Origin of the sequence: Arsenophonus sp. aPb (assembly GCF_029873475.1) — a bacterium.
Taxonomy (GTDB): domain Bacteria; phylum Pseudomonadota; class Gammaproteobacteria; order Enterobacterales; family Enterobacteriaceae; genus Arsenophonus.
In genome coordinates, this window is sequence record NZ_CP123499.1 from 2,411,852 (window position 1) to 2,438,194 (window position 26,343).

A 26,343-nucleotide genomic window follows, 5' to 3' on the forward strand; every position below is an offset into this window, starting at 1 on the left:
TAATTTTAAACTTCATAATTAAGAAACATTACTGAAATAAATTAAAGCAACAAAATTAATTTTTCACCAAATCTTATCAGTTTTTTGAATCAAAAGAATAGATAAAAACAGTATTAAAAATATAAAAATTAGCCATATATCCTAGTAAAAACATTCGCCAAATTAACAAAATTAATTTTTATCTAATATTGACATAATGATAAAGATAAGGTAATTATAAAAAATATGATAATGTTTTTGATATTAATAAGGTCAATGTTTTATGTCACTTTTTATTCACCTACTAAGCCTACTACTTCTCGCATTTTCTGTGCGCGGTATGCTTATGGGTGAACGAAGTTATTAATATCTACCCGCATAAAAAACCCGCGCACAAGCGCGGGTTTTTTTATGCGCCCAATCTAACTAAATAGCACTTTCTATAAACTTACTAACAAAAAAACCGATAACAACCAAGAACTAGATAAAGGAACAAACAGTATGAGCAATAATATCATTATCTTTGATACAACATTACGTGATGGCGAACAAGCTTTACAAGCCAGTTTAAGCATCAAGGAAAAACTACAAATTGCTTATGCCTTGGAACGTTTAGGCGTTGATGTCATTGAAGCTGGCTTTCCAGTCTCTTCACCAGGAGATTTTAAATCGGTTCAAGCCATCGCCAAAGAAATTAAAAATAGCCGTATATGTGGTTTAGCACGCTGTGTTGATAACGACATTGATATTGCCGCTGAAGCACTAAACATTGCTAATAGTTTCCGGTTACATCTTTTTTTAGCAACATCATCATTACATATTGAACATAAATTAAAGCGTTCATTTAATGATATTTTAGCTCTCGCTAGCCACTCAATTAAGCATGCCAGACGCTATACAGACGACATAGAATTTTCCTGTGAGGATGCCGGCCGCACTGATCCTGATAATTTATGCCGGATAGTGGAAATGGCGATCGATGCTGGTGCAACAACGATTAATATTCCTGATACTGTTGGTTATACTATCCCTTCCCAGTTTGGCAATATTATTAAAGATCTTTTTAATCGAGTGCCAAACATAGATAAAGCCATTATTTCTGTCCACTGTCATGATGATTTAGGTATGTCGGTAGCGAATTCTATTACTGCAATTCAAGCCGGCGCTCGACAAGTAGAAGGAACAATTAATGGGTTAGGTGAACGCGCTGGCAACTGTGCCTTAGAAGAAATTATTATGGCAATTAAAGTGCGCCAAAAAATGTTAGCCGTCACGACAAATATTAATCATCAAGAAATTTATCGTACCAGCCAATTAGTCAGCAAGTTATGTAATGCCCCTATTCCTGCCAATAAAGCAATCGTTGGTAGTAATGCTTTCTCACATTCTTCAGGCATCCATCAAGATGGTGTACTTAAGAATCGAGAAACTTATGAAATTATGACACCAGCATCAATTGGCATAAAAGAGACTCAATTAAATCTGACTTCTCGTTCGGGTCGCGCTGCAGTAATGCATCGAATGACAGAGATGGGATATCAAGCTACAGATTACAATTTAGAACACTTATATGCAGCATTTTTGCGCTTAGCTGATAAAAAAGGCCAGATCTTTGACTATGACTTGGAAGCTTTAGCTTTTATCAATCAACAACAACAAGAGCCTGAATTTTTCCGTTTAACCTATTTCAGTATCCAATCCGGCTCAAATGTGGTTGCCACTGCCACGATAAAAATAATCTGTGGTGGTCAGGAAAAATCTGACGCAGCAACAGGCAATGGGCCAGTTGATGCGATTTATCAGGCAATTAATAAAATAGCAAATTATCCTATTAAACTGATTTCCTACCAGTTATCTGCTAAAGGTCAAGGTAATGAAGCTTTAGGTCAAGTTGATATCGTCGCTGAATGTTTTGGCCGTCGTTTTCATGGTATCGGACTAGAAACCGATATTATCGGATCATCTGCCATGGCAATGATCCATGTATTAAATAATATTTGGCGTGCCGAATTGGTCAAAAAACAAAAAAATCACTGCAATAAAGAGGTGGCTCAATAATATGGCTAATAATTATAATATTGCTGTTTTACCAGGTGATGGTATTGGCCCTGAAGTTATGGCACAAGCCTATAAGGTGTTAGCTGCTATTGGCCAACAGTTTAATTTGACTATCATCACGCATGAATATGATGTCGGCGGAATTGCTATTGATCGCCATGGTCAGCCATTGCCAGCGGAAACACTTTCAGGTTGCCAACAAGCGGATGCGATACTCTTTGGTTCAGTCGGTGGCCCACAATGGGAACATCTACCACCAGATAGACAACCTGAGCGCGGTGCATTGTTACCTTTACGTAAGCATTTTCAGTTATTTAGCAACCTACGACCTGCCCGTCTTTATCCTAGTTTAAATAACTTCTGTCCATTACGGGCAGATACCGCAACCAAAGGTTTTGATATTCTTTGTGTGCGTGAATTAACAGGTGGGATCTATTTTGGTCAACCCAAAGGACGTGTCGGTGCAGGCATAGATGAAAAAGCCTTTGATACTGAAATTTATCATCGCTTTGAAATTGAACGCATTGCGCATATCGCTTTTCAAGCAGCACGTAAGCGAAGCTATAAAGTAACATCAATAGACAAAGCTAATGTATTGCAAAGTTCGATTTTATGGCGAGAGGTTGTTAATGATATTGCCAAAAATTACCCTGATGTCGAAATCAAGCATATGTATACTGATAATGCCACTATGCAGTTGATTAAAGATCCTGCGCAATTTGATGTTTTGCTCTGCTCTAATATTTTTGGCGATATTATTTCCGATGAATGTGCAATGATTACCGGTTCAATGGGAATGTTACCTTCCGCCAGTTTAAATCAGCAAAATTTTGGCTTATACGAACCAGCTGGCGGCTCAGCACCGGATATCGCCGGTAAAAATATTGCTAATCCAATTGCGCAAATTTTATCAGTAGCGCTAATGATGCGTTATAGCCTGCATCAACCACATATTGCCGATGCGATAGAAAACGCCGTTAATAAAACCTTAATACAAGGTTATCGAACTCAGGATTTGGCATTAGATAAACAATTTGTAAGTACTGATCAAATGGGCAGTTTTATTGCTAGTTACATTATGCAAGAGGCTTAGATTATGGCGAGAACTTTATATCAAAAATTGTACGATGCTCACATTGTCCATGAAACGGAAAATGAAACACCATTAATTTATGTCGATCGCCACCTATTGCATGAAGTTACTTCACCCCAAGCATTTGATGGTTTGCGAGCTCATAACCGTTCGGTCAGACAACCCAATAAAACCTTTGCCACTATGGATCACAATGTCTCTACTCAAACTAAAGACATTAATGCTAGTGGTGAGATGGCTCGCATTCAAATGCAAACCTTGATAAAAAATTGTCAACAATTTGCAATCACACTTTACGATTTAAAACATCCTTACCAAGGTATTGTCCACGTTATGGGGCCAGAACAAGGCATAACTTTACCCGGCATGACTATAGTTTGTGGTGATTCCCATACTGCAACCCATGGTGCATTTGGCGCATTAGCTTTTGGTATTGGCACATCCGAAGTTGAGCATGTTTTGGCCAGCCAAACCTTGAAACAAGCGCGCGCTAAAACGATGAAAATTGAAGTTATCGGTGAATTAGCTAATGGCATCACAGCAAAAGATATGGTACTGGCGATGATTGGCAAAATAGGTAGTGCCGGTGGTACAGGTTATGTTATTGAATTTTGCGGTAAGGCAATTGAAAACTTAACCATGGAAGGCCGAATGACTATCTGTAACATGGCGATTGAAATGGGGGCTAAAGCGGGAATTATTGCGCCTGATGAAACCACATTTAATTATATTAAAGGCCGTCGATTTGCACCAACCGGAGAACATTGGCAACAAGCCGTTAACTATTGGAAAACGCTAAAGTCTGATCCGGATGCCAACTATGATGCCATTGAAACGATTGATGCAGCGCAAATTGCGCCTCAGGTTACTTGGGGTACCAATCCAGGGCAAGTGATTGCCATTGATCATGCTATACCTTCACCTAGTTCATTACCTGATCCAATTGAGTGCGCATCCGCTGAGAAAGCATTAAATTATATGGGATTACAAGCTGGTAGCAAATTGACTGACATAAAAATCGACAAAGTGTTTATCGGTTCTTGCACTAATTCCCGTATTGAAGATTTGCGTTGTGCTGCCGCTATTGCCAAAGGCAATAAAGTGGCCATTAATGTACAAGCTATTGTTGTTCCCGGTTCAGAGCCAGTAAAAGCACAAGCAGAGCACGAAGGTTTAGACAAAATATTTATCGATGCCGGTTTTGAATGGCGTTTACCAGGTTGTTCAATGTGTTTGGCAATGAATAGTGATCGCCTCGCTCCTGGTGAACGTTGTGCCTCCACCAGTAACCGTAATTTTGAAGGGCGTCAGGGCCGTGGTGGTCGAACTCACTTAGTCAGTCCCGCTATGGCGGCCGCTGCAGCCATCTACGGCCATTTTGTCGATGTGCGTAAGATCAACAATGATCAAACAAAATAGGAATTGGTAAATGAAAAAATTTATCCAACATACTGGCTTAGTGGCTGCTTTAGATATGGCCAATATTGATACTGATGTGATCATTCCAAAACAATTTTTACAAAAAGTCACTCGAGTCGGTTTTGGTCAACACCTTTTCCACGATTGGCGTTTCCTGGATGATAACGGTCAACAGCCTGATCCAGATTTTGTCCTTAATAAACCACGTTATCAAGGCGCTACTATTTTATTAGCTCGTGAAAATTTCGGTTGTGGATCATCGCGCGAACATGCGCCGTGGGCATTAACAGATTATGGTTTTTGCACCATCATTGCGCCAAGTTTTGCCGACATTTTCTATAACAATGCCTTTAACAACCAATTACTACCCATTAAATTAAAGGAAACAGAAATTAATCAACTATTTAACTTTGTAGAACACCATGAGGGTTGTCAATTGACTATTGATTTGACGACCCAAACTGTCATTGCTAAGGATAAAACTTATTTTTTTACCATTGATAATTTTCATCGTTATTGTTTGATGAATGGTTTAGATAGTATTGGACTGACTTTACAATATGAAGCAGAAATTAGCCGCTATGAAGAGCTGCAACCACTATTTTTGCGATAACAGTTCAAATGACAGGCCCTGCGTCTCTATGTTGGTAGGGTCTGGCTATTTTTTTCTATTTTAATTAATTATAAGCTTAGAAAATGTCATAACATTCAATTTAATTGCATGATTAAATCTTACATTCCGTCTTATTTACTAAAAAACAATTTAATTCATCTATTAAATAATGAAAATTATCCACATAGAAAGCTATATTTATTAATTTATTCACCTTTTCTGTGGATATCCATGTGAAGAAAGCAAGAGTAAACAGGGTATAATTTCATGAATTATTCAATCGATAGATTTCCAAATATAAAATTAATAGTTTTTTTTCATAGAGATAAATGAATTTAATCGTTTAACTAGAGAGTAAATTAGTTCAAATAGCTAACAACCAAAACAGAATGAACAAAGATTCAGCAATATCTATTTTATCCACAGGATACGTTGTTTTGTTAAACAAGCTAACCGAGCTTTTTAACAAAAACCAGTCTGTCAAGACTGTGTATTAAACCAGTAAAGGCCTTTTTTTAGAGTTATCCAGTAAAATTGTGGATAACTATAGCTAAGATCCTGTTTATTACCTATTCGATTAAACTGATAACAGAAAAAAAATTTGCCGACCTTCGATAAAATGATTTGATTATCAATGAATTGTTCTTATTTATGCGATCTATGTTAAAATTTTTACTGTGTGTACAAATTTAATTGTCCATTTTTTATACAGGCATGATTTATGCAATTTTCTCCCCAGCTCCCTGATGATGAACAAAGTTTACTCAATAAAGCCAAAAGTCTAGCGGGCTATACAATGGCTGAACTGGCTTATAATGCAGGTATCGCTATCCCACACGATCTTAGGCGTGCAAAGGGTTGGGTAGGTCAGTTATTAGAATATTGTTTAGGTGCTAATGCAGGTAGCAAAGCAGAACAAGATTTTGCTCATCTTGGTATTGAGCTTAAGACCATTCCTATTAACCGCTATGGTGAACCATTGGAAACAACCTTTGTTTGTGTGGCACCTTTAACCGGTAATAGTGGAGTAACCTGGATTTCGAGCCATGTACGTCATAAGCTATCACGGGTCTTATGGATACCAATTGAAGGTGAGCGTCAAATCCCATTAGCAAAGCGAAGAGTCGCTTCACCACTATTATGGAGTCCAAATCCAATAGAAGAGCAATTGCTTAAAAAAGATTGGGAAGAATTGATGGATATGATCGTGTTAGGCCAGGTGGAAAACATTACCGCCCGCCATGGCCAAGTTTTACAAATTCGTCCAAAAGCCGCTAACAATAAAGCATTAACAAAAGGGATAGGTAAACACGGGCAACTAATAATGACCTTGCCGCGTGGATTTTATCTCAAGAAAGATTTTACCGCTCCAATACTGGCACGTCATTTTAATTTACCCACTCATAAATAATAAGTTAAGACTACTAGCTGCCAACTGTTGTCTTATAATGAAAATTTTCGATAATACTGCGCAATCTTATAACGAGTTTCTTCATAAGAAGCACGGCGAATATTTTGCATTCCTTGCCAACGTTCATTAATCGGTATTTGATAACCTTCATTTTTAGCGGCTTGAATAAATTCAGCCAATGCCTCTGCTGAATCCAGTACCGTTATTTCCCTATATTTGCCAATCAATTTGGGCAAAAATAGCGTCACCGGAAAATTGTCTGTCAATTCCGATGACTCATTATTCACATCTGATCCATGATGAATAAGTTTATGTTGTTCATCGCGATCCAATGCCCGATGAATATCATCGGCTAATTTCAGCAAACGCTGGTTTGCGGTTCCTAATTTAACATCATTACGTTCACTCGGTACCACGGTATCAAGCGTGCCATAATCGCCGATATGAGGAGCGACTAATAATAAATCATAGTCAGGGACAAAAGGTTCGTGTATTTCCGGTTGACTCAAGACATAAATAGGTTTCCCGTCTATTTCTATCCGATAGTCACCATTGGGTTGGTGAATGGCATCAAATTGAAAAATCTGTCCATCAAGAGCGGAAGATTTAGCGTATAAAACCCTGTTCTTCCCTACTGATGGAAATGATATAAGACAATCCTTCTCGATTAATTCGATAACTCTGTCATTTGTTATTACCAAAGGGACGCCAACCGCTTCACCATTTTCTATATTCTTGCTGATCAAGGCATTATACTTTTCCACCCGCTCTGGCTGTCCGACCAGCTTACTAAAATTTTGATCAACACAAATAAATCCGGCTTGTGGACCCCAATCGGCGCTCTTCCCTTTAATGCTAAGCGGTTTAGTGGGATAACCAGCTTCTATTAAAGAGGTAGCTAAAGGGCTAATCGGTCGAATACCATAAATGAGATTTTCTTGAATGGCATAATTAGAAAGGGTTTTTAAATGTGTGGCTGGAATACCACTTATTGGTTGACCCTGTTGACAATGAGTGGAATCAGTAGTTTTTTCTGCCATTTGTCTGTAATAAGCAGCATTTAAGATTGAATTATTAGATATACTAAGCATTTATACTTCATTTTCGTCACAAAAAGAGTAATAGATTACCTAATTTATTACAAAAAATATAACCAAATAGCTACCTTTAATAAGTAAAAAATAAATTTAGATTGATTGCATGTCTTAACTAATACTGTTTCAATTTGATAGATAACTAGTTGACTTAAGTACAAATAAAAATGTGCCAAAAATGGCACATTTCGGTTTGCAAAATTAAATAGCTTAGTTAACGTTGTTTAGTCGCCTGGATATAAAGCATATCCAGTGCGATGGTGGCCGCCGCTAAGGCCGTGATTTGTGATTGATCATAAGCTGGGGCCACTTCGACAATATCCATACCAACAATATTTAAAGGCTGCAAACCCCGCAATAACTTTAAGGCACGATCACTAGTTAATCCACCGACAACGGGTGTTCCTGTTCCCGGTGCAAAAGCAGGATCCAAACAATCGATATCAAAGGTTAAATAAACAGGTAATTTACCCACTGTTGACTTTATCTGAGCGATAATATCTTCCAGCCGTGCGTCATTCACATAAGCCGCATCCAACACCGTGAAACCATTGTCTTTATCATATTCAGTCCGAATACCAATCTGAATTGAATGAGTGGCATCAATGAGCCCTTCAGTAGGCGCATGATAAAACATGGTACCATGATCAAATTTACTACCATTGCTATAAGTATCGGTATGCGCGTCAAAATGAACCAACGCCATTTTACCAAAATGCTTAGCATGGGCACGTAATAAAGGTAAAGTAACAAAGTGATCGCCGCCAAAGGTTAAACACCTTTTGCCGGATGCCAATAACTTTTCGATATGGGCTTGCAACTTATCACTCATATCCTGTGCATCACCAAAAGCAAAAACCAGATCACCACAATCAACTATTTTTAACTGCTCTTTGAGATTAAACGGCCATGGCCAGCGTTTACCTTCCCACGCCAAGTTTGCTGATACCTGTCGAATAGCGGCCGGACCATGCCGGCTGCCGGCACGACCTGATGTCGCCATATCAAAAGGGACACCGGTGATCACCCATTCTGCATCACTATCATAAGGTGAAAAATGAAGCGGAAAACGCATGAAACCAAAGGCATTAGAAACTAAAGAGTTATCTTCCTGGTTATTTAATGTATTATTAATCATATAATTTATCTCAAACTGTTTATTAGTGAGTAACCTTTACTATATAAGACTGCTGCTCTTCTGCTTGCCATCCAGCTAGCGCTAAAGAACGAGTTTTTACAGCGCACCAGATAAGATTATTCCATTATTGCTCAATAACCTTGGCTAACTTATATTGTCTCACCTTCTAAATAGGTATAACCATATAATCCTGTTTCAAATTCAGCCAGAAACTGCTCCTTTAAACTTTTCGTCAAATCCTTACTATTAACTTGCTCACGAAAAAGCGTTAATAGCATTTTAGGATCTAACTTGACGTAATGGAGCATATCCGCCACTGAATCCCCCTCTTCACTTTGTAAATATCTGACTTCACCTGAATTATCAATATAGACGTCAATCGCCGCTGTATCGCCAAACAAATTATGCATATTACCTAATATTTCTTGATAAGCACCCACCATAAAAAACCCTATCATCGGCGGCTCTTCCGGATCATAATTAGGCATCGGCATGGTAGCAGCGATTCCATCACCATCGATATAATGATCAATAATACCATCTGAATCACAGGTAATATCTAATAACACCGCTCGACGCTCTAATGGCGCATTTAATCCTTGAATCGGCAATACGGGAAAAAGTTGGTCAATACCCCATGCATCTGGCATGGATTGAAATAGCGAAAAGTTAACATATAGTTTATCTGCCATTCGCTCTTGTAACTCATCGATGATAGGACGATGAGCACGATTACTGGGATCTAAATCCTGCTGAATACGACGACAAATATTAAGATAGAGCTCTTCAGCCCAAGCTCGCTCTGTCAAATTCAACATGCCATGGGCATATTGGGTATGCACGTCATATAATGAAAGTTGACTATCATGCAGCCATTCACGCAATGAGCGGCTATTTCCCTGTTGCATTTCATTCCAAGTTTCCCACAAAGAAATAAGTGATAATTCGGTATCTTTTGGTGGTGGCGTGATCTTAGTAAACTCATTACGTTCAACACCAATGACATTGGAAACTAATACGGTATGATGAGCGGTCAGCGCTCGACCTGATTCCGTGATCACCGTTGGATGCCCTAGCCCATGTTCATCACAAGCTTCACCTATCGCCCAGATAACATTATTGGCATATTCATTTAAACCATAGTTGACAGAACAATCCGACTGTGAACGCGTACCTTCATAATCAACGCCAAGACCACCGCCAACATCAAAACACTCAATCTTGACACCTAATTTATGTAACTCAACATAAAAACGAGCTGACTCTCTAGCGCCTGTCGCAATATCACGGATATTAGACATCTGAGAACCTAAATGGAAATGTAATAATTGCAAACTTTCCAAACGCCCGACACTTCTTAATGTATCAATCAACTGCAAAACCTGAGCGGCTGCCAAACCAAATTTTGATTTTTCACCACCACTCGCTTGCCATTTCCCAGAACCTTGTGATGCCAAACGCGCTCTTACTCCCAAACGAGGAATAACATCTAATCTTTTCGCTTCATCCAGAACTAGGTCAATTTCAGTCATTTTTTCAATCACTAAGTAGACTTTATGACCAAGTTTTTCGCCGATCAATGCTAAACGAATATATTCCCGATCTTTATAACCATTACAAACAATCACTGATTTCGTCATACCAGCATGGGCTAATACAGCCATTAATTCTGCTTTGGAGCCAGCTTCTAAACCTAAAGGTTCACCTGATCTCACTAAAGTTTCAATCACTCGTCGCTGCTGATTTACTTTAATTGGGTAGACAAGAAAATAATCACCTTGATAACCATAATCGCGACGCGCCCGTGCAAATGCAGCATTAATTGATCGCAATCGATGTTGTAAAATTTGCGGAAAACAAAAAAGTGCCGGCAAACGTAGATGTTGCTGTTCTTCCTGTACTTGTTCAACTAATGCGGCTAAATCAATTTTCGCTTCAGGTTGGTCAAGATTTGGACACACACTAATATTACCTTGTTCATTAACTTGGTAATAGCCACCTCCCCAATATGCAATATTGTAGGTTTGTTGCATTTTACGCGCGATATTATTCTTCATAGTTATCTCCTGAAATGGAGTATGAGTTTCACTTCTTTCCTAACTTATCATATCTAACAAGATAATATTCTGTGCAAATTTTAAAACTGCAGGAAACAGCAATAACTCTATTTAAAATGGATTAATGACAATTCAACAATCATTCTGTTATTGAAAGTTACAAAATAACTTATCAATAAATGATTTTAGTCTGTCTCGAGTACGACCTATAATTTTGTCTAGCAGCCGTAATATAGAGAAAGGAAATAGAAGCGGGTACACAGACATTAAGCTGTGATAATTGGTAATTTGCTATTTGCTGATAATGGAACATTACCCATTCACCTCAAAACATGGCTTTATAACATTCAATCTCGGAATGTAACCATTTTAAATTGAGAAGTAGCATCAATATCGATACTACCGCATAACGCCTGATGAGAAAAAGGTTCATCAGTTATCGCGCTGTTTATACCTTTATTATAAGAAAAATGCAAAATCAAATTGAATAAAACATCAACAAATTTATTTCTATTCTGCCAATCCGTTTTTTAACGATAAACAAATATAAAAAACCGCTAGCCATAGCGCTAAATTAACATTAAAATGGACGTCTGGATGGTAATACATCTAATTTAGTTTCTCCGAATTTTTAAGGTAATAAAACATCTATGACCACACATCTTTTCACTTCTGAATCAGTCTCAGAAGGTCATCCTGATAAAATTGCTGACCAAATTTCAGACGCGGTTCTCGATGCAATTCTTGAGCAAGATCCAAATGCACGCGTTGCCTGTGAAACCTATGTAAAAACAGGTATGGTAATGGTTGGCGGTGAAATTACGACTAGCGCCTGGGTAGATATAGAAGAAATTACGCGGCGTACAATACGTGAAATCGGCTATACCAGCTCCGATATGGGCTTTGATGCCAACTCATGTGCTGTTATCAGTGCAATTGGCAAACAATCTCCTGATATAAATCAAGGCGTAGATCGCGCAAATCCTTTGGAACAAGGCGCTGGCGATCAAGGGATCATGTTTGGTTATGCTAATAACGAAACCGATGTTCTTATGCCGGCGCCAATAACTTATGCCCACCGCTTAGTCGAACGCCAAGCTGAAATGCGAAAAAATGGTACCTTACCTTGGTTACGTCCAGATGCTAAAAGCCAAATTACTTTCCAATATGAAAATAATAAAATCGTGGGCATTGATACCATTGTCTTATCTACTCAGCATGCTGAGGAAATTAAACAAGACACCTTATCAGAAGCCGTAATGGACGAAATTATTAAGCCAGTATTACCGACAGAATGGCTACACAAAAATACCAAATATTTTATTAATCCCACAGGTCGTTTTGTTATAGGCGGCCCAATGGGCGATTGTGGCTTAACCGGCCGTAAAATTATCGTCGATACTTATGGTGGCATGGCTCGCCATGGTGGTGGTGCTTTTTCTGGTAAAGATCCCTCTAAAGTCGATCGTTCTGCTGCCTATGCTGCGCGCTATGTAGCAAAGAATATTGTTGCCGCAGGACTGGCTGATCGCTGTGAAATTCAAATTTCCTATGCGATTGGTATCGCTGAGCCAACATCCATCATGATAGAAACTTTCGGTACAGAAAAAATAGCCAATGAAACGCTTGTTCATTTAGTGCATGAAATTTTTGATCTACGTCCCTATGGTCTAGTCAAAATGCTCAATTTATTAAAACCTATTTACCGTCAAACCGCAGCATATGGACATTTTGGCCGTTCTCAATTTCCATGGGAAAAAACAGATAAAGTTGCTGAACTTCGTGCAGCCGCAGGTTTAACTAACGAGTAGTCGATTTTATCTTGTTAAAACAGCAAAAGGGACAGTTAGATAACTCTCCCTTTTGCTGTTTTAGATCCAGGTAAAAATAACAATTGGTTATTGAATTTTTCTAATACTTATTTAATAAAGACCATAATAAGTTAATTTCTTTTGTTCTGAACTTACTCTTTGTCCATTTAACTATGTTAATAATATGAAATCACAGCGAGTACCGATTGCTTTACAACAGATTGTCATGCGAGTATTGCGCAACAAACTGGCTACAGCGAGTACTAAATTGGAAAAAACCTTTACAGAACCGTTGATCAATTACCGACAGCGAGGAACCATTGCCGGTAGTGCCCATCTACAAGCATGGGAAATTCGGCTTAACCCGATTTTACTGATTGAAAATGGTGAGATTTTTATCAATCAAGTTATTCCCCATGAGTTAGCCCACTTATTGGTTTATCACTGTTTTGGTAAAACAGCCCCGCATGGTAAAGAATGGAAATGGATGATGGCAGTGATCCTCGAAGTTCTACCGCAGACAACACATCAGTTTGCATTAACCTCCATTCGTAAGCAGATCTTTCATTACCATTGCCAGTGCGACCTATCACATCAATTGACCCTACGCCGGCACAACAAAATCCAACACGGGAAAGGGGAGTATATTTGCAAAAAATGTGGTCAATATCTCGTTTGGCAAAATCAATAGGAGAGCAATTCACTCTCCCGTGTTGATCAAGCTAAATCAGTCATAATCATCTTAGCAATTTCAAAGTAAATAATTAATCCTGTGCCATCTATAAAAGTAGCAATAAATGGAGCAGAAACAATAGCAGGATCAATATTCAATCGTTTTAGTACCATTGGAATAATAGAAGAAACGATCGCACTCCACACAGTAATTGCCATCATAGTCAAACCAACAACAAGGGTAACTTGATAGCCAACATCCAGGATCCAAGCACGAAATATGCCAACACAACCTATCGTTAATGCCACTAAAAAGGACGTAGATATCTCTTTTTTAAGCACTGCACCTAAATTACGTAAACTCACTTCTCCTAGCGCCATTGCCCTAACTAAAGTAGAAGTTATTTGAGTACCACTATTACCACCAGTGCCAATTAATAAAGGAATAAAAAAAGCTAATGAAATAGCCGATTCCAGCTGATCGGAAAAGGCTTTCAATACTGTACCAGTATAAGCTTCAGCCACAAATAACATCAATAACCAAACAACGCGTTTACGCCATAATGTTATTGGGCTGGTTGACATATAAGGCACTTCTAAAGGTAGTGTTGCCCCTTGCAGGTGGGCATCTTGGGTGTTCTCATCCTCAATTAATTCAGCGATATCTTGAGCGCGCAATACCCCTTTTAGTTTAGAAAACTCCACAACCGGAATAGAATCAACATCACAATGATTAAGCAGAGCAAAAACCTCTTCACGTGATTGTTCTGGTGAAACAGAAAAGAAATCACGTCTCATAATATCTGAGACAAGTAGTTCATCCGATGAGGTTAATAATGTTTTCATCAATAACAGGCCATTTAGATATTTATCTTTATCAGTAACATAAAGATAAGTCGGGATCTGATCGCCGGTAATTATATTAGCCAGATTATTTTTAATAGCAGCAACAGAATCATTCATAGAAACAGCGATATAGGATTGACTCATATAAGCACTAACTTTTACTTCATCAAAATTATTATGATGCTGCTCATTGAAATTTTCTGCATGACTATTGGCCGGACACACCACGCTGGGCGCCGTTTTTTGTAGGGATGTTAACTTCATTTTCGAAACCCTATCACTGTTATAAACTGCAAACAGTTCTCAAATAGGGGCAAAACCAGATGCGAGAATATTAAGCTATCTCAACGTCTCAGTTTTAGCACTATACAACGTATCCTGAAACCAGCAGGAAGTTACATGGGGATACACCTTGACTCGATATATCCTGTCCTGATCTTGGGCGTCTCTCGACGTCGTCAGATCAGCAACCTATGTTTGTATAGGAGCCTCGCCTAACGAGATACTGCACCGTGCTTAATATTAAAATTAATATTAACTCGGGCAGATTATAATGAAGCTAAATAGCTTTTCCAATTATAGTGTTACTTATGGTTTAGTTTTTGTTTAAGTTGATAAATAATAAAATCGATCAGCTAAATTAATAAACGAAAATATATTTAAAATCGTAAGTTATTTAATTAAAAAAGCAAATGTTCATCAAACGCCAGACGATCTATTTTTATATTTTTTGCTTCATTAATAACTTGTTCTGCTGTTTTACCATCTAAGGTGCGGCAAATCCGTTTTTCCAATGCTCTTGAAGCAGCGCTTTCACCAAGTTGACGATATTCATCAAAATTAATACTATTAAACATAGTAATATCAATAGCTTCGTCAAATTGTTGCTGCTTTTCAAAAGAAAGAGAATCTCGTACTTCAGCAATAGAAGAACGTAATAATTGCTTATTTTCGCCATTTAGTTTTAATTGTTGTTCACAACCCAACAACAAAAAACTGATGAAGAAAATTAATAGATTAAATCTCATTATATAACGTCCTTCTCTCTGTTTTTAATTATCAGCATAGCAAAATTAAAACCAATAAACTTGAGTATAATGAAAATTTAAAGAGAATAATTGTAAAAAAAATTTTCATATTGCTGGTAAAAATTAACAGTAATACCTTATTGCTTATTAGTTGTTACAGAGTAAAAATAAAATTTAAATACAATCAAGTTACTATTCATTAAATAGTCATGAATTAAAAATAGTTTGTTTAATATACTGTTATTTTTCCAACATAATTGAAAGAGCCAATACAGGCTCTTTCAATATTACTTTTATTTTAAGGTAACTTAACACCTTCAAGAGAAATAATAAGTTCAGCTTCTTGCGATTTAGGTCCGAGATCTTTTTTAAAATTAAAATCTTTCAATTTAATTTTTCCAGTTGCCTCAAAACCTACCCGATAACCCCCCCATGGATCGTCACCTTTTCCGATTAAGATAGCATTAAGTACTAACGGTTTTGTTACACCATTTAACGTCAATTGCCCATCTATATGATAAGCACCCTTGACTTGACTGACCTTAGTGGAAATAAAAGTTGCCTCAGGATATTTTTTTACATTAAAAAAATCGGTACTACGTAAATGCTTATCGCGTTCTGCATGATTAGTATCAATGCTTGCAGTATTGATCACCACCTTAACTTGATCATTTTGTGGATTTTTTTCATCAAAGGTGAAACTACCGGTAAAATTCTTAAAACTACCATAAACCCAACTGTACCCTAAATGTTGGATGCGAAACTGAACAAAAGCATGTTGACCTTCATTATCAATTTTATAATTTGCGGCTATTGCTGAATTAACGCTCGATAGCAAAATTGTGGTTACTATAGCTAAAAAAAAATTTTTCAACATAACTATCTCCAATAAGTTAGTTTCTTGAACGAATTCCAAGTATGCGCTTTAAGGTAATATCACGATCAAAAAAATGATGTTTCAATGCTGCAATCGCATGAAGAATTGAAACAATAATAAGTGTCCAAGCCAAATAAAGATGTACAACACCTGCACTATCAGCCTGTACTCCCTCATCTGACCATATTGCCGGGATCTCAAAATAACCGAATATTGAAATAGGCTGACCATCAGCAGTAGAAATTAAATAACCACTAATAAATATGCCAAATAAAAGTAAATAAAGAGAAATTTGGACGAGAGTAGAACTTATCTTTACTAAGTTGCTATAGCTATCTAGTGCTTTTGGTGGTGGTGAAATGAAGCGCCATAGAACACGAAACATCATCAGCAAGAACAAAACAAAGCCGATACTCTTATGAATTTCTGGCGCTTTATGATACCAAGTATCATAGTAATTTAAAGAGACCATCCAAAGCCCCAACGCAAACATTCCATAAACAGTAAGCGCAACCAACCAGTGAATTAAAATTGATATATGACCAAACTGGGTGGAAGTATTCTTCCAAAGCATATCAATATTCCTTTCGTTAAAGAGTAAGAATAATAATAGTCAATTTTGATGCAATATTAATAATAAACGAATTTTTAGGTGATTAATTGCCAAACAAGAAGAAATAATTTGTTAAAGATAATCAAAAAAAATCATTAAGTTACTCTATGAAATAGTTTCATTATTATGATGAAAAAAACAACATTGGAAAAATAAATATTTATAATATTTTTATTTTAATATTTTCTTTGCATGAGAAATCTGTTTAATTGTGGTTAGTCGCATTATGTCAGAATAAAATTCCGCTAATAAAGAATAGGTTAATAACATTAATTGAATCGTGATGACAGGTTAACAGTATAAAAAGCACCCTAACTAAGTTAAAAATGTTATATTTAAGTTAAATAATATAATGGATGATTTTTAAATATTAATAATAGAACCTAGTTATATTTAGTATTTAAGTTAACTCTGATAATAGTTATAAATATGAATTATCGAAATAAAAAATAGTATCCCCTATAATAGAGGATACTAAGAAACGAAGGGTAAATAATCGGCACACACAACTAATTATTTATTTTTCTCTATGATAGCACTTGCTCTTACGTAATTTTGTCCTCCTGCAGAAGTTATTTTCACAATAGTAGAATCTTTCTCTTTCGCTTTATTCTCTAAATTTTCAATGGCCTCATTAAGACTTATTGCTGAGGCAGTAATAACCTCTTGAGCGAAAACACCAAATGAAACTACAAAAAGAAAAACCATTACTATAAGATTTTTCATTTTTATCATAAACTATCTCCTAAAATTAATATCTGAGACTAATTTAGAACCATAACTCAATACAAAAAAATATATTAATAAAAAAAATGTGTAAACTTTAAAATAACTATCTATCTGATTAAACTATATATTTATAAAAGCCTTAACAAATAAACAATCTTATTAATTTTATCTATAGGAAATATTAGAGTTATAAAAAATAAAGTCAATTTTAAATTATAAACAAAGTTTCATTATTGATACTTTATGTCAGAATATTGTCCAACAAATAATATGAAAAAGAGAAATATATTTTATTGTAAAGAAAAGAAAACAAAATAAAAAAACATTGAAAAAATAACTGCCATATTTATCCTTTCGTCAATTTATACATAATAAATTCTAAATAAAAATTTATTATAATTAAAATAGAGTATATAAAATTAATTTATGAAAATAAAAAATAATAGGAAATATAATTCGATTTAAAAACTCAATTTATTACGATATTAATATGTTATTTTTGTTGCTTTTTTTTAATAAATTATACCAATTAGCTATAAATTTTGCGCCTGATCATAAATATATATATTTTTATTGTCTTTATATGAAACAAAAACATAAAATATTTACAACAAATTAAAGCGCTTAAAATTAACAAAAACAAAACAAACAAGAGAAGAGGATGAATAGAATGAAAATAAGGCGTATTGTATTGTTAACGTTAGTATTTTCCATAAATAATATTGCCAATGGCGCTGAAATATATAATCAAGATGGAAATAAGTTAGATCTGTATGGAAAAATTGATGTGCGAAATCATATTGGTAAAGGTAAAAGTGGTGGGGATGATTCAAGAGTTCGTGTTGGAATTAAAGGCAGCACAGAAATTTCTGCTAACCTCACTGGATTTGGTCAATTTGAATGGGAAACAATGACTAATAAAACTGAGGATAACCATATAGATAAAAATCGATTAGCCTATGTTGGAATTAATCATAAATATTTAGGTTCCGTTGATTATGGCCGTAATTATGGTGTGCTATATCACATTGACGGCTGGATTGATGTTTTGCCTATGTTTTGGGATGATGGCATTTCAATGGCTGATAATTACATGAACGGTAGAAATAGAAACCTACTTACCTATCGCAACAACAATTTCTTTGGCTATATTGATGGATTAAACATTGCATTACAATACCAAGGAAAAAATACAACTAATAATAAATCAGGTGTAAGTGCAGCCAAGCAAAATAACGGTGACGGCTACGGTCTATCAGTCATTTATAATACCGATTTTGGACTAAATTTTGGCGGAAGTTATAGTAATTCACATAATATCAATAATGACATAGCTTATTATTATGCTAATGGAAAACGCGCAGAAGCTTGGAGTATTGGAGCCAAATATAATGCTAATAACGTCTATTTGGCATCAACTTACATTGAAACACGTAATATGACCCCTTTTGGTTCGATCAATACCAATATTGCACCTAAAACGGAAACTTTTGAAATTGTCGCTCAATATACATTCGATTATGGTTTGAAACCATCATTTGCTTATATTCAAGCTAAAGGAAAAGATCTTGGCGAATATGGCGATAATTACTTAAACAAATTCATATCGCTAGGTTCATTCTACTATTTTAATAAGAATTTTGCTGCATTGCTAGATTATAAAATTAATTTATTGGATAAGAACAAATTTACTGAAAATTATGGCATTAGTACCGACAATGTTTTAGGTTTAGGATTAGTCTATTATTTTTAATAAATTTTAATATTAATCCCAGATAAAAATTATCTGGGATATTTTTATAAAAAATATATTACACTCAATAACCAAACTACTCTGTTAAGGCGGTTAAGATAATATTTATAATACTCTGACAAACAAAGCCTGTGCTATAATAGCGCATCAAAGAATGAATATTAACAAATTTTAGTATGATAACATCTAAACCTTCTAGTCGACCAAATAATAACATTGGCCTTGCGACATACTCAGAAACATAGGTAATATCCAGTCCTTACTCTGCAAAAATCAAGCATGATAAAAAGCTCTTAGTTAAAATAATTTTACTGCATGCAATTAAATTAACATGTTGATTTTCATGTTAAGCGGAAAGGCGGGAAAAATTAATCACAGATAATAAATATTGTCTATTTATCAAAAGTTATTAACCGTATAATATTTACGATGAGCCATCCTAGGCTGTAGATTCACAAGCTATATTGTAACTAATCCCAGCGGCAATATTACTTATCAGTGATCCTATATAAAATCTGCATGTTTAACTAACAGTTTAGAACGCATTTCAAATAAATTCGTATCAATAATATTTATTCCAACATAGGGTAAATAACTTTTATTTTGCTAATAACATCCGCTATTGTGTCGTCAGAAATTAATTAATTTAAAGCCAGTTTTATAATTGAAGATTATTTTTCTTTCCTCAGTAAAAATGCAAAATTTCTCAACCGAAAATAAGAATATAACAATGTTTCAGTTGGGAAAAAATTTTTCTATTTTCATTTATTTCTAATTTCGAACTATTAGAACGTTTATCAAATAATTCACAACCAACTATATCTTCTAACTCAATAATTCATCGACTGAACATTAATTTAGATTTATTAAACAAAGCCAGCCTATGATAATTTTCCTTATTCTATATCATACATAAATAATTACATCAATTTTATATCAAAATAGGGTTTATATTTTCCACATTAAAAATCTATTATCTTATAATTTAAGATAAATATTTATATCCATTTGACAATATCTAATAAAATAATAATTATTTCATTGAAAATAAAATTCATTATTTTTATATGGTAAGGCATAGATATTTATCAAATGTATTAATAACATTCAATAAAAATCATTAATCAATAGTTAACAATATCAGCATTAGTTACTATCATCATCAATGATTTTTAATTTTTTAATATAGAGATAGATACAAAAATAAAGGCCGCTACTATATGCGGCCGTTATTTTAATTTATGGCTATTAGAACAAAATTAATTTGCTTTAGTCATGACTTTATTTGGTGCTTTTTTTGCTCCAGATTTAATATGAGAAGCTTTTTTCGCTTTTACTTTGCCAGTATGAGATATTTGTTTAGTTTTGACTTGTTCCTGTCCAACATTAGTTTGACTACTTGTATTCATTGGAGTAGAAGCAGCCATACTACCAAATGAAATTAATGCTATCGATAAAAGTGCACATTTTACAAATTTCATTATTACTACCTTCAAGTTGGTTTAAATACGTTTCATTATAATAAATGCAAAATAAATTACTGTTATGAATATTTATTTTATTCATAAATTTTATTATCAATGTTATTTAATATTTAGAATATGTAGAGTTTGAAAAAAACTGTAAATATAAGAAAATTTTGCAACTATATTTGACATATTTCTAATCAAAATTAATCACAACGTTTATAAAGTACTCTTTTAATAATGTATCGACTAAATAACAACATAATATTAGGTCAATAAAAATAGCTAATATATCTCTATTGATCATAAAAACTCCTGACAATCAATATTCTATTGTCAGGGGCTTAATTTATAAAATACAATTATGTTATATAAAACCGTTAATCATTCTTAGCCACTAACTACTCTGATTTCTATATTTGTCAACTAATGCACGGGCAATAGCTTCGGTTTCAGCATCCGCATTACCACTTATATTAGCTGGGCGGAAATGAAGCTGAAATGCACTAATTGTTCTACGTGTTTCCTCATCAAGCTCGCCTGTTTGAGGAATTTTATCATAACCATATTTCTGTAAATATTTTTGGATAATCGACACACTAGCCTGCGCATAGCGTGATCGCCCTGCTAGATATTTCTTAACCGTCATTTCATCTGGCCAAGCTCCAATACCAAGGTCAGCTAAACGTTTCCATGGGAAATTTTTACCTGGATCATACTTTCTCAATGGAGCAATATCACTATGTGCTAAAACATTATCTGGGGTTATGTTATATCTTTTTATAATATCTTTAGCTAAAACAATGATAGCGGAAATTTGCTGTTCATTAAAAGGATACCAGACCTTATAGCCGAGCATATCTTCAGTAAACCCTTTATTGACTATTTCTATGCCGATAGAACTGTCATTAAGATTAAGCCTACCATTCCAATTACTTAAACCCGCATGCCATGCTCTTTTATCCTCCGGAACAAGATTAAATATAACCGGTTTTCCACTTTTTATTTTCGGTATTTCTGGAATAAGATAATGAGCACTTACTTTAGCTTGAGTTAAAATCTGTAATGAGCGAGCATCATTTACTGCCGTATAATGAAATATTAAAAATTTCACTCGATCATCTTGGCTTATCGATGAAAAAGATTTATCGATATAATAATCACCTCTATCAACGATAGGGGTTTTTGACGAACAACCCACTATCATCAGCACCAATAACATCATAAACAACTTTCGCATATCATCTCCATATAAGTGTTTGATACCTACCCTTACAAAAGCATTACTTCTCATACACTCTACTTCTTACACCTAAATAATTAAGGTCAAAACTTTGACTATACGCTTACTTTTCATTACCAAGTTATTTATAGCTCCATTTTTATAATTTAGCAGAATAAACTATCAATAATCTCTCAGTTTATTTACATAATTTATTACTATTTATTATCACAATAAATAATAGCAATAATCCTAATCAATAAAGGGTTACAATATATCAATTATATATAATTAATAATAAATTCACAATTAATTGCATTTGTTAATTTTATTAATGAATTGTAATTCCATTAACGCAATAGCTTTGTGGTTAATCGATATTTAAACAGTAATTTTATAAAATTATTAATAATGGTATAACAACTGCTTTTATCAATTTTTCAGAATTTAGAGTCAATTACATTATCAAATAGCAAGGGATTACACTTAAAAGAAAATAATTTTTACAACTATATCCATTAAAAGAGAATTTAGCGCAATTTTTATGCTACTTTATCATAATCATACCATTTCTAGTCATACTATTTTGATAAATAATCGCTACCGCTATTTTATTAAAACACTGTCTAGAAAAAGGAACAAACATACTATTAATTTAACTTAACTAACATTTATATTTATTTTTATACTTTGTTAAATTAGGGTCACTTTTTATAATCACCAAGCCGATCCTGGCTTTCGTAGCCTGATTAACAATAGTTAAAATTTTGTCTGTATAAAATTAGTGGGTCGAAAGGATTGATATCTTTCAGTTGACAAAAATAATGAGCACTAACTTAATTTTTTGTTAATGCTCAAAATAAAATTGAAAATTGGCAGTAATATTGCAAAGAAAAGTATTCGATGATTAAATATTTTACTAAATATAATTAATAAAAAAAATGTATAATCTTTATTTCTGTTAATAATAAAGCAACTCCTCAATCTATAATTTTATTTTAATTATAGATAATTATTTTCACTAAAAACCATACTAATAAAAAACAAAAAAAACATATTTAGCCATAATCTTACAATGAATATATTTTTGTTTATAGAATAAAATTTATTTTGTTATTAAATAAGATTAATGAAATTTAATTATATTATGTTATACGCTTTATCAAAAATTGTATCATTATAAGGCTGCTGACCATTTTCATAAAATATTATAGCTTTTACTAAACTAATCAATGTTGCTTTATCTTTTATATTAACAACTGACTTAGGTGGTAAATTCATGCTATTGGATACACTTATAATATATGCGCTAGTATTATTTTCATTATTTGGTGCCCATCGATTAATTAAATCGGATATAGTTTTTAAACCATACTTTTGTTGATATGTTCTCAGTAAAACCATTATAGCGCGAATACCACATTCAGGAGATTCAAATCGACAAAATCTTTTTTCAATTGAAGGATCATGTGGTAAGGCACCCTGCCATTTATTAATAGGATTATAGTCAATATTCCCTGGATTATTATTACGAATACCACGTTGAATGGCCATAATTTATTTACTCCATATTTATTTTTGAATAATATTAATATTGAATCAAGAGCATCTTTAAATTTATTTTTTAAAAAACAATATTAACACTACAAAACAAAGTTAATAAATTACCAAATTTAAGGTTTTTTAAAAAACATTATTTATATACAAAATATGCCATATATAATAACCATTAAAAATATATTTATTCACTATTTCTTTAATATATAGTATTTAAAAACCCCATAATGATACCAATAATATAATAAATTTTTCATCAAAATTATCATAAACTTTAATTATAAAATGAAAAATAATAGAAAACATTATAATTTATCTGTAAAAAATAATATATATTTTATATCTGATAATTATATTAATGAATAAGCAGTAATTTATTAACTTTTTATCGAAAATGACAAAATTTTTACTAACTATTTGACTATTATTTGTCTGATATATTTACATCTATAACTTGATAAAAAGCTGAATCAGTATCAGCTATTGTCCATAAACCTAAAATAATTTGATAACCACTACGTTTTGGCACATCGCATTCAATTTTCATCTCATCAACAGTTAATCTTTTTCCATTATTGTATCGTAAACAAAATGGTTTTGATTCAAACGAATTGCGTGTTAATGGAGCGTTTGGATCCCAGTCCTGCTTCGTAATATAAAACTCCCAACTTATCGTATGATTTGGCTGTGTTAGAAACCATTCAAATATATTTTTACCTACTTTAATATTATTTTTTTGCCAGCGATTGATATTTTGCTGATCTAATTGGTTAAACCAAAAATTATCACCGCTGGCTATTCTACCATCTTTGGCACCATATTGTGGAAAACCTCTCATCCCTTCAATCGACATTGGGTCACTACTAGCACTACCACAATCTTTATTCTGTTCTATCCAGCATAAAACCGAACGGCTTTTAGGTGTATAAATAAATCCATGCATCGATTCACGATTAGAACTTACACTTGAAAATGCAGTTACAACAATTAATATAAACAGTATTAATAAGAAATTATTTTTCATCTTATAAATCCCTTAATTAATCATATGATTTAACAAAGCATCTGTCAGAAAAATATTTCATTAACTAAATAAATATAAGTAATTAGTAGACCATTGAGATTATTAAATTAATAACGACATTTAATCAAGTAAAATCAAATTATTTTTTTATTGAGACATTTTTTATTTTCATATCACGCATTAATTTATAAATAATTTAAATTATAGATGTTTTAATTTGAAAAATTTTCACTTAAAAAAAACTAAATTCCTTTAAAAATATTCACATTTAAATTAAAAATTAATTTTTTTAATTGAATGGGTTTATTATTTTTTAATAATTGATATTATACTAAATAAAAAATAATTTACCATAATAGCAAACAACGAAATTTTATTTCTCAATAACATAAATATTCAGTGTAATGCAATGCCAAATATTTTCTTAGTAATTAAATCTTAAAATATAAGCAACAATAACTTATAATAATTAAACAGTTTATATTGTTAGTAAAATTTTATTAACTGTGCATCAAAATACTCTTTTCAATGCACAACAACCAAGAGAAATATTTAGACTTGATTATTAATAATTTATTTAATTTTCTTTAGATACCCGAGATTCTGGTAATTCTGACCAATCAGGCTTTTCACCTGACATGATAGCCCTTCGTTGACTGTCAGTTCTTACTACACCAACCCCCATTTGATACTCTTCTCGCTTCTTTTTATAATACTGTTGTTGATAATCATCTGAGCTGACACAACCGACCAATAAGAAAAAAGGAATTATTGCAAAAAAATAATTTTTCACTGTCATATTCTCCTTCGTACAAAAATAAAGTTTAATATAAAAATTTTTCACCGAACATAGTTTATATCTTAACTATAAGAGAAATAGTTAGAAAAATATTTTTTTGCTAAGTTCAATTAAACTTTATTTAACCGCTTCTTACGAGCAATCAATGTGGCAAAATTCAATTTGATGCGATTACCAAATTTATCAGTTTTATGTAAATGCCCTGGTTCTTCATTGTATTTGATGATTTCCCAATCTTTATAATAATTTATTAATTCACTAGGTGCTAAGAAACTATTAAAAGGTAAAATTTCATAAGGAGTATCATCTGTTTCAACTGCACAAACAATTAAATTGTAACCACTAACATTAGTATGATTTTGCATATCCTCAATAATCTTAGCGATTTTATTTCTCTGTAAAAACATCAATACCACGGTTGAAATAATTATATCGTAATTTTCTGTCAAAGCCTGATCATTAATGTCATAGATTGCTGTTTTTATCTGCTTAAAATCAGCTGATTTTTTTACTATTTCAATGGCATTAATATGTTGAGGATTGATATCCATTGCAGTCACAGCATAACCTTGTAATGCCAAAAAAAAACTATTACGACCCCTGCCTGATCCCAAATCTAATACTTTACATGGTTTGGTAATTTGTGAAAGAACACAAACTTCTGAATGTGGAAGTGTAAGGCCATTTCTTTTATAAAAAAGTGCTTCTTCGCGGCAATAAAAAGAGAGTTGACACTCAATATCATCACTAACAGATGCTATTTTATGCCACATTTGAGGCTGAATTTGAATTGGTTGACATTTTACATCAAAATGTTGCTGCTGCTCATTACCATTCTCATCAAATATGACAAACTGCAAACTGCCTCGATATATCGTCAATTGAGCCCATATACCCTCTTGGGTATTATGCCGTTCCATTAGTCCTAAAGGGATTGTGGCCTTATTCCAAATAGTAAATTGTTTGTAACAAATAAGCTTGTTCATAATCATCTCTTAATAAGTTGCATTTAAAATGCATTTTAATTTTTTTTTCTATATCGGTAAATTACGCTAACAAATAAAATTGAATATATTTATTCTTA

The 26,343-nt window shown here is 33.5% G+C and carries 22 protein-coding genes and 1 riboswitch; of the genes, 8 read left to right on the forward strand and 14 right to left on the reverse strand.

Annotation, left to right across the window (positions count from 1 at the left end):
- Positions 1-480 precede the first annotated feature (480 nt).
- From leuA to mutH, 5 genes are all read left to right on the forward strand, one after another.
- Positions 481-2,037, forward strand: coding sequence for a 2-isopropylmalate synthase (leuA, locus tag QE177_RS10755; RefSeq protein WP_280549520.1), 1,557 nt, complete (start codon positions 481-483; stop codon positions 2,035-2,037).
- Between the two features lies 1 nt (position 2,038).
- A complete protein-coding gene (gene leuB, locus QE177_RS10760; protein ID WP_280549521.1) occupies positions 2,039-3,130 on the forward strand; it encodes a 3-isopropylmalate dehydrogenase in 1,092 nt (363 codons plus the stop codon).
- 3 nt (positions 3,131-3,133) lie between these two features.
- Complete coding sequence (leuC, locus tag QE177_RS10765) at positions 3,134-4,549, forward strand: 3-isopropylmalate dehydratase large subunit (RefSeq protein ID WP_280549523.1); 1,416 nt, start codon at positions 3,134-3,136, stop codon at positions 4,547-4,549.
- 10 nt (positions 4,550-4,559) lie between these two features.
- The gene (leuD, locus tag QE177_RS10770) at positions 4,560-5,162 is read left to right on the forward strand and encodes a 3-isopropylmalate dehydratase small subunit (protein WP_280549524.1); all 603 of its coding nucleotides are present in this window, start codon (positions 4,560-4,562) and stop codon (positions 5,160-5,162) included.
- A 721-nt stretch (positions 5,163-5,883) separates the two neighbouring features.
- A complete protein-coding gene (gene mutH, locus QE177_RS10775) occupies positions 5,884-6,573 on the forward strand; it encodes a DNA mismatch repair endonuclease MutH (protein ID WP_280549525.1) in 690 nt (229 codons plus the stop codon).
- Between the two features lie 32 nt (positions 6,574-6,605).
- Here the strand turns inward: mutH and QE177_RS10780 are convergent, their stop codons facing one another.
- From QE177_RS10780 to speA, 3 genes are all read right to left on the reverse strand, one after another.
- Complete coding sequence (locus tag QE177_RS10780; RefSeq protein ID WP_280549526.1) at positions 6,606-7,664, reverse strand: anthrax toxin-like adenylyl cyclase domain-containing protein; 1,059 nt, start codon at positions 7,662-7,664, stop codon at positions 6,606-6,608.
- 217 nt (positions 7,665-7,881) lie between these two features.
- Positions 7,882-8,805 carry an agmatinase gene (gene speB / locus QE177_RS10785; protein WP_280549527.1) on the reverse strand — a complete coding sequence of 308 codons (924 nt, stop codon included), beginning with the start codon at positions 8,803-8,805 and terminating at the stop codon, positions 7,882-7,884.
- Positions 8,806-8,954: 149 nt separating this feature from the next.
- Positions 8,955-10,862, reverse strand: a complete 1,908-nt coding sequence (gene speA, locus QE177_RS10790) for a biosynthetic arginine decarboxylase (RefSeq protein WP_280549528.1) — start codon at positions 10,860-10,862, stop codon at positions 8,955-8,957.
- 650 nt (positions 10,863-11,512) lie between these two features.
- On the opposite strand from speA, the gene metK reads away from it, so the two are divergent.
- Together metK and QE177_RS10800 are read left to right on the forward strand one after the other, a co-directional pair.
- A complete protein-coding gene (gene metK / locus QE177_RS10795; protein WP_280549529.1) occupies positions 11,513-12,673 on the forward strand; it encodes a methionine adenosyltransferase in 1,161 nt (386 codons plus the stop codon).
- 184 nt (positions 12,674-12,857) lie between these two features.
- Entirely contained in the window at positions 12,858-13,364 is a 507-nt protein-coding gene (locus QE177_RS10800) for a SprT family zinc-dependent metalloprotease (protein ID WP_026823698.1), read from the forward strand.
- Positions 13,365-13,390: 26 nt separating this feature from the next.
- On the opposite strand, the gene mgtE is transcribed toward QE177_RS10800, so the two are convergent.
- The 5 genes from mgtE to QE177_RS10825 all read right to left on the reverse strand — a co-directional run bounded on the left by mgtE (position 13,391) and on the right by QE177_RS10825 (position 17,444).
- Positions 13,391-14,455, reverse strand: coding sequence for a magnesium transporter (gene mgtE, locus QE177_RS10805; protein ID WP_280549531.1), 1,065 nt, complete (start codon positions 14,453-14,455; stop codon positions 13,391-13,393).
- A 72-nt stretch (positions 14,456-14,527) separates the two neighbouring features.
- A riboswitch (M-box (ykoK) riboswitch) is annotated at positions 14,528-14,700 on the reverse strand.
- Positions 14,701-14,871: 171 nt separating this feature from the next.
- A complete protein-coding gene (locus QE177_RS10810) occupies positions 14,872-15,219 on the reverse strand; it encodes a DUF6694 family lipoprotein (protein WP_280549533.1) in 348 nt (115 codons plus the stop codon).
- A 298-nt stretch (positions 15,220-15,517) separates the two neighbouring features.
- Positions 15,518-16,096 (reverse strand): YceI family protein, encoded by a 579-nt coding sequence (locus QE177_RS10815; RefSeq protein WP_280549535.1) that lies wholly within the window; start codon positions 16,094-16,096, stop codon positions 15,518-15,520.
- Between the two features lie 16 nt (positions 16,097-16,112).
- Entirely contained in the window at positions 16,113-16,670 is a 558-nt protein-coding gene (locus QE177_RS10820; RefSeq protein ID WP_280549536.1) for a cytochrome b, read from the reverse strand.
- 552 nt (positions 16,671-17,222) lie between these two features.
- Positions 17,223-17,444 (reverse strand): hypothetical protein, encoded by a 222-nt coding sequence (locus QE177_RS10825; protein WP_280549538.1) that lies wholly within the window; start codon positions 17,442-17,444, stop codon positions 17,223-17,225.
- 655 nt (positions 17,445-18,099) lie between these two features.
- Here QE177_RS10825 and QE177_RS10830 point away from each other — a divergent pair.
- Complete coding sequence (locus QE177_RS10830; RefSeq protein WP_280549540.1) at positions 18,100-19,191, forward strand: porin; 1,092 nt, start codon at positions 18,100-18,102, stop codon at positions 19,189-19,191.
- A gap of 1,259 nt (positions 19,192-20,450) precedes the next feature.
- On the opposite strand, the gene QE177_RS10835 is transcribed toward QE177_RS10830, so the two are convergent.
- The 6 genes from QE177_RS10835 to tehB form a co-directional block, all read right to left on the reverse strand.
- A complete protein-coding gene (locus QE177_RS10835) occupies positions 20,451-20,672 on the reverse strand; it encodes a hypothetical protein (RefSeq protein ID WP_280549542.1) in 222 nt (73 codons plus the stop codon).
- Positions 20,673-21,054: 382 nt separating this feature from the next.
- Positions 21,055-21,897: an N-acetylmuramoyl-L-alanine amidase gene (locus QE177_RS10840; RefSeq protein WP_280549543.1), complete on the reverse strand. Its 843-nt coding sequence runs from the start codon at positions 21,895-21,897 to the stop codon at positions 21,055-21,057.
- 1,122 nt (positions 21,898-23,019) lie between these two features.
- On the reverse strand, positions 23,020-23,433 hold the full coding sequence (locus QE177_RS10845; protein WP_280549545.1) for a structural protein: 414 nt from the start codon (positions 23,431-23,433) through the stop codon (positions 23,020-23,022).
- A 427-nt stretch (positions 23,434-23,860) separates the two neighbouring features.
- On the reverse strand, positions 23,861-24,460 hold the full coding sequence (locus QE177_RS10850) for a lytic polysaccharide monooxygenase (RefSeq protein ID WP_280549547.1): 600 nt from the start codon (positions 24,458-24,460) through the stop codon (positions 23,861-23,863).
- Positions 24,461-25,037: 577 nt separating this feature from the next.
- Positions 25,038-25,259 (reverse strand): hypothetical protein, encoded by a 222-nt coding sequence (locus QE177_RS10855; protein ID WP_280549548.1) that lies wholly within the window; start codon positions 25,257-25,259, stop codon positions 25,038-25,040.
- A gap of 110 nt (positions 25,260-25,369) precedes the next feature.
- A complete protein-coding gene (gene tehB / locus QE177_RS10860; RefSeq protein WP_280549550.1) occupies positions 25,370-26,245 on the reverse strand; it encodes an SAM-dependent methyltransferase TehB in 876 nt (291 codons plus the stop codon).
- Between the last annotated feature and the right edge of the window lie 98 nt (positions 26,246-26,343).

Bases quoted from the DNA above. Each gene is read 5' to 3' on its own strand.
- speB (WP_280549527.1), bottom strand. From the start codon at position 8,805: ATGATTAATAATACATTAAATAACCAGGAAGATAACTCTTTAGTTTCT.
- metK (WP_280549529.1), top strand. From the start codon at position 11,513: ATGACCACACATCTTTTCACTTCTGAATCAGTCTCAGAAGGTCATCCT.
- speA (WP_280549528.1), bottom strand. From the start codon at position 10,862: ATGAAGAATAATATCGCGCGTAAAATGCAACAAACCTACAATATTGCA.
- QE177_RS10830 (WP_280549540.1), top strand. From the start codon at position 18,100: ATGAATAGAATGAAAATAAGGCGTATTGTATTGTTAACGTTAGTATTT.
- leuD (WP_280549524.1), top strand. From the start codon at position 4,560: ATGAAAAAATTTATCCAACATACTGGCTTAGTGGCTGCTTTAGATATG.
- QE177_RS10835 (WP_280549542.1), bottom strand. From the start codon at position 20,672: ATGAAATTTGTAAAATGTGCACTTTTATCGATAGCATTAATTTCATTT.
- QE177_RS10800 (WP_026823698.1), top strand. From the start codon at position 12,858: ATGAAATCACAGCGAGTACCGATTGCTTTACAACAGATTGTCATGCGA.
- tehB (WP_280549550.1), bottom strand. From the start codon at position 26,245: ATGAACAAGCTTATTTGTTACAAACAATTTACTATTTGGAATAAGGCC.
- leuB (WP_280549521.1), top strand. From the start codon at position 2,039: ATGGCTAATAATTATAATATTGCTGTTTTACCAGGTGATGGTATTGGC.
- QE177_RS10840 (WP_280549543.1), bottom strand. From the start codon at position 21,897: ATGCGAAAGTTGTTTATGATGTTATTGGTGCTGATGATAGTGGGTTGT.
- leuC (WP_280549523.1), top strand. From the start codon at position 3,134: ATGGCGAGAACTTTATATCAAAAATTGTACGATGCTCACATTGTCCAT.
- QE177_RS10855 (WP_280549548.1), bottom strand. From the start codon at position 25,259: ATGACAGTGAAAAATTATTTTTTTGCAATAATTCCTTTTTTCTTATTG.
- QE177_RS10815 (WP_280549535.1), bottom strand. From the start codon at position 16,096: ATGTTGAAAAATTTTTTTTTAGCTATAGTAACCACAATTTTGCTATCG.
- mgtE (WP_280549531.1), bottom strand. From the start codon at position 14,455: ATGAAGTTAACATCCCTACAAAAAACGGCGCCCAGCGTGGTGTGTCCG.
- leuA (WP_280549520.1), top strand. From the start codon at position 481: ATGAGCAATAATATCATTATCTTTGATACAACATTACGTGATGGCGAA.
- QE177_RS10820 (WP_280549536.1), bottom strand. From the start codon at position 16,670: ATGCTTTGGAAGAATACTTCCACCCAGTTTGGTCATATATCAATTTTA.
- QE177_RS10825 (WP_280549538.1), bottom strand. From the start codon at position 17,444: ATGATAAAAATGAAAAATCTTATAGTAATGGTTTTTCTTTTTGTAGTT.
- QE177_RS10845 (WP_280549545.1), bottom strand. From the start codon at position 23,433: ATGGCCATTCAACGTGGTATTCGTAATAATAATCCAGGGAATATTGAC.
- QE177_RS10850 (WP_280549547.1), bottom strand. From the start codon at position 24,460: ATGAAAAATAATTTCTTATTAATACTGTTTATATTAATTGTTGTAACT.
- mutH (WP_280549525.1), top strand. From the start codon at position 5,884: ATGCAATTTTCTCCCCAGCTCCCTGATGATGAACAAAGTTTACTCAAT.
- QE177_RS10780 (WP_280549526.1), bottom strand. From the start codon at position 7,664: ATGCTTAGTATATCTAATAATTCAATCTTAAATGCTGCTTATTACAGA.
- QE177_RS10810 (WP_280549533.1), bottom strand. From the start codon at position 15,219: ATGAGATTTAATCTATTAATTTTCTTCATCAGTTTTTTGTTGTTGGGT.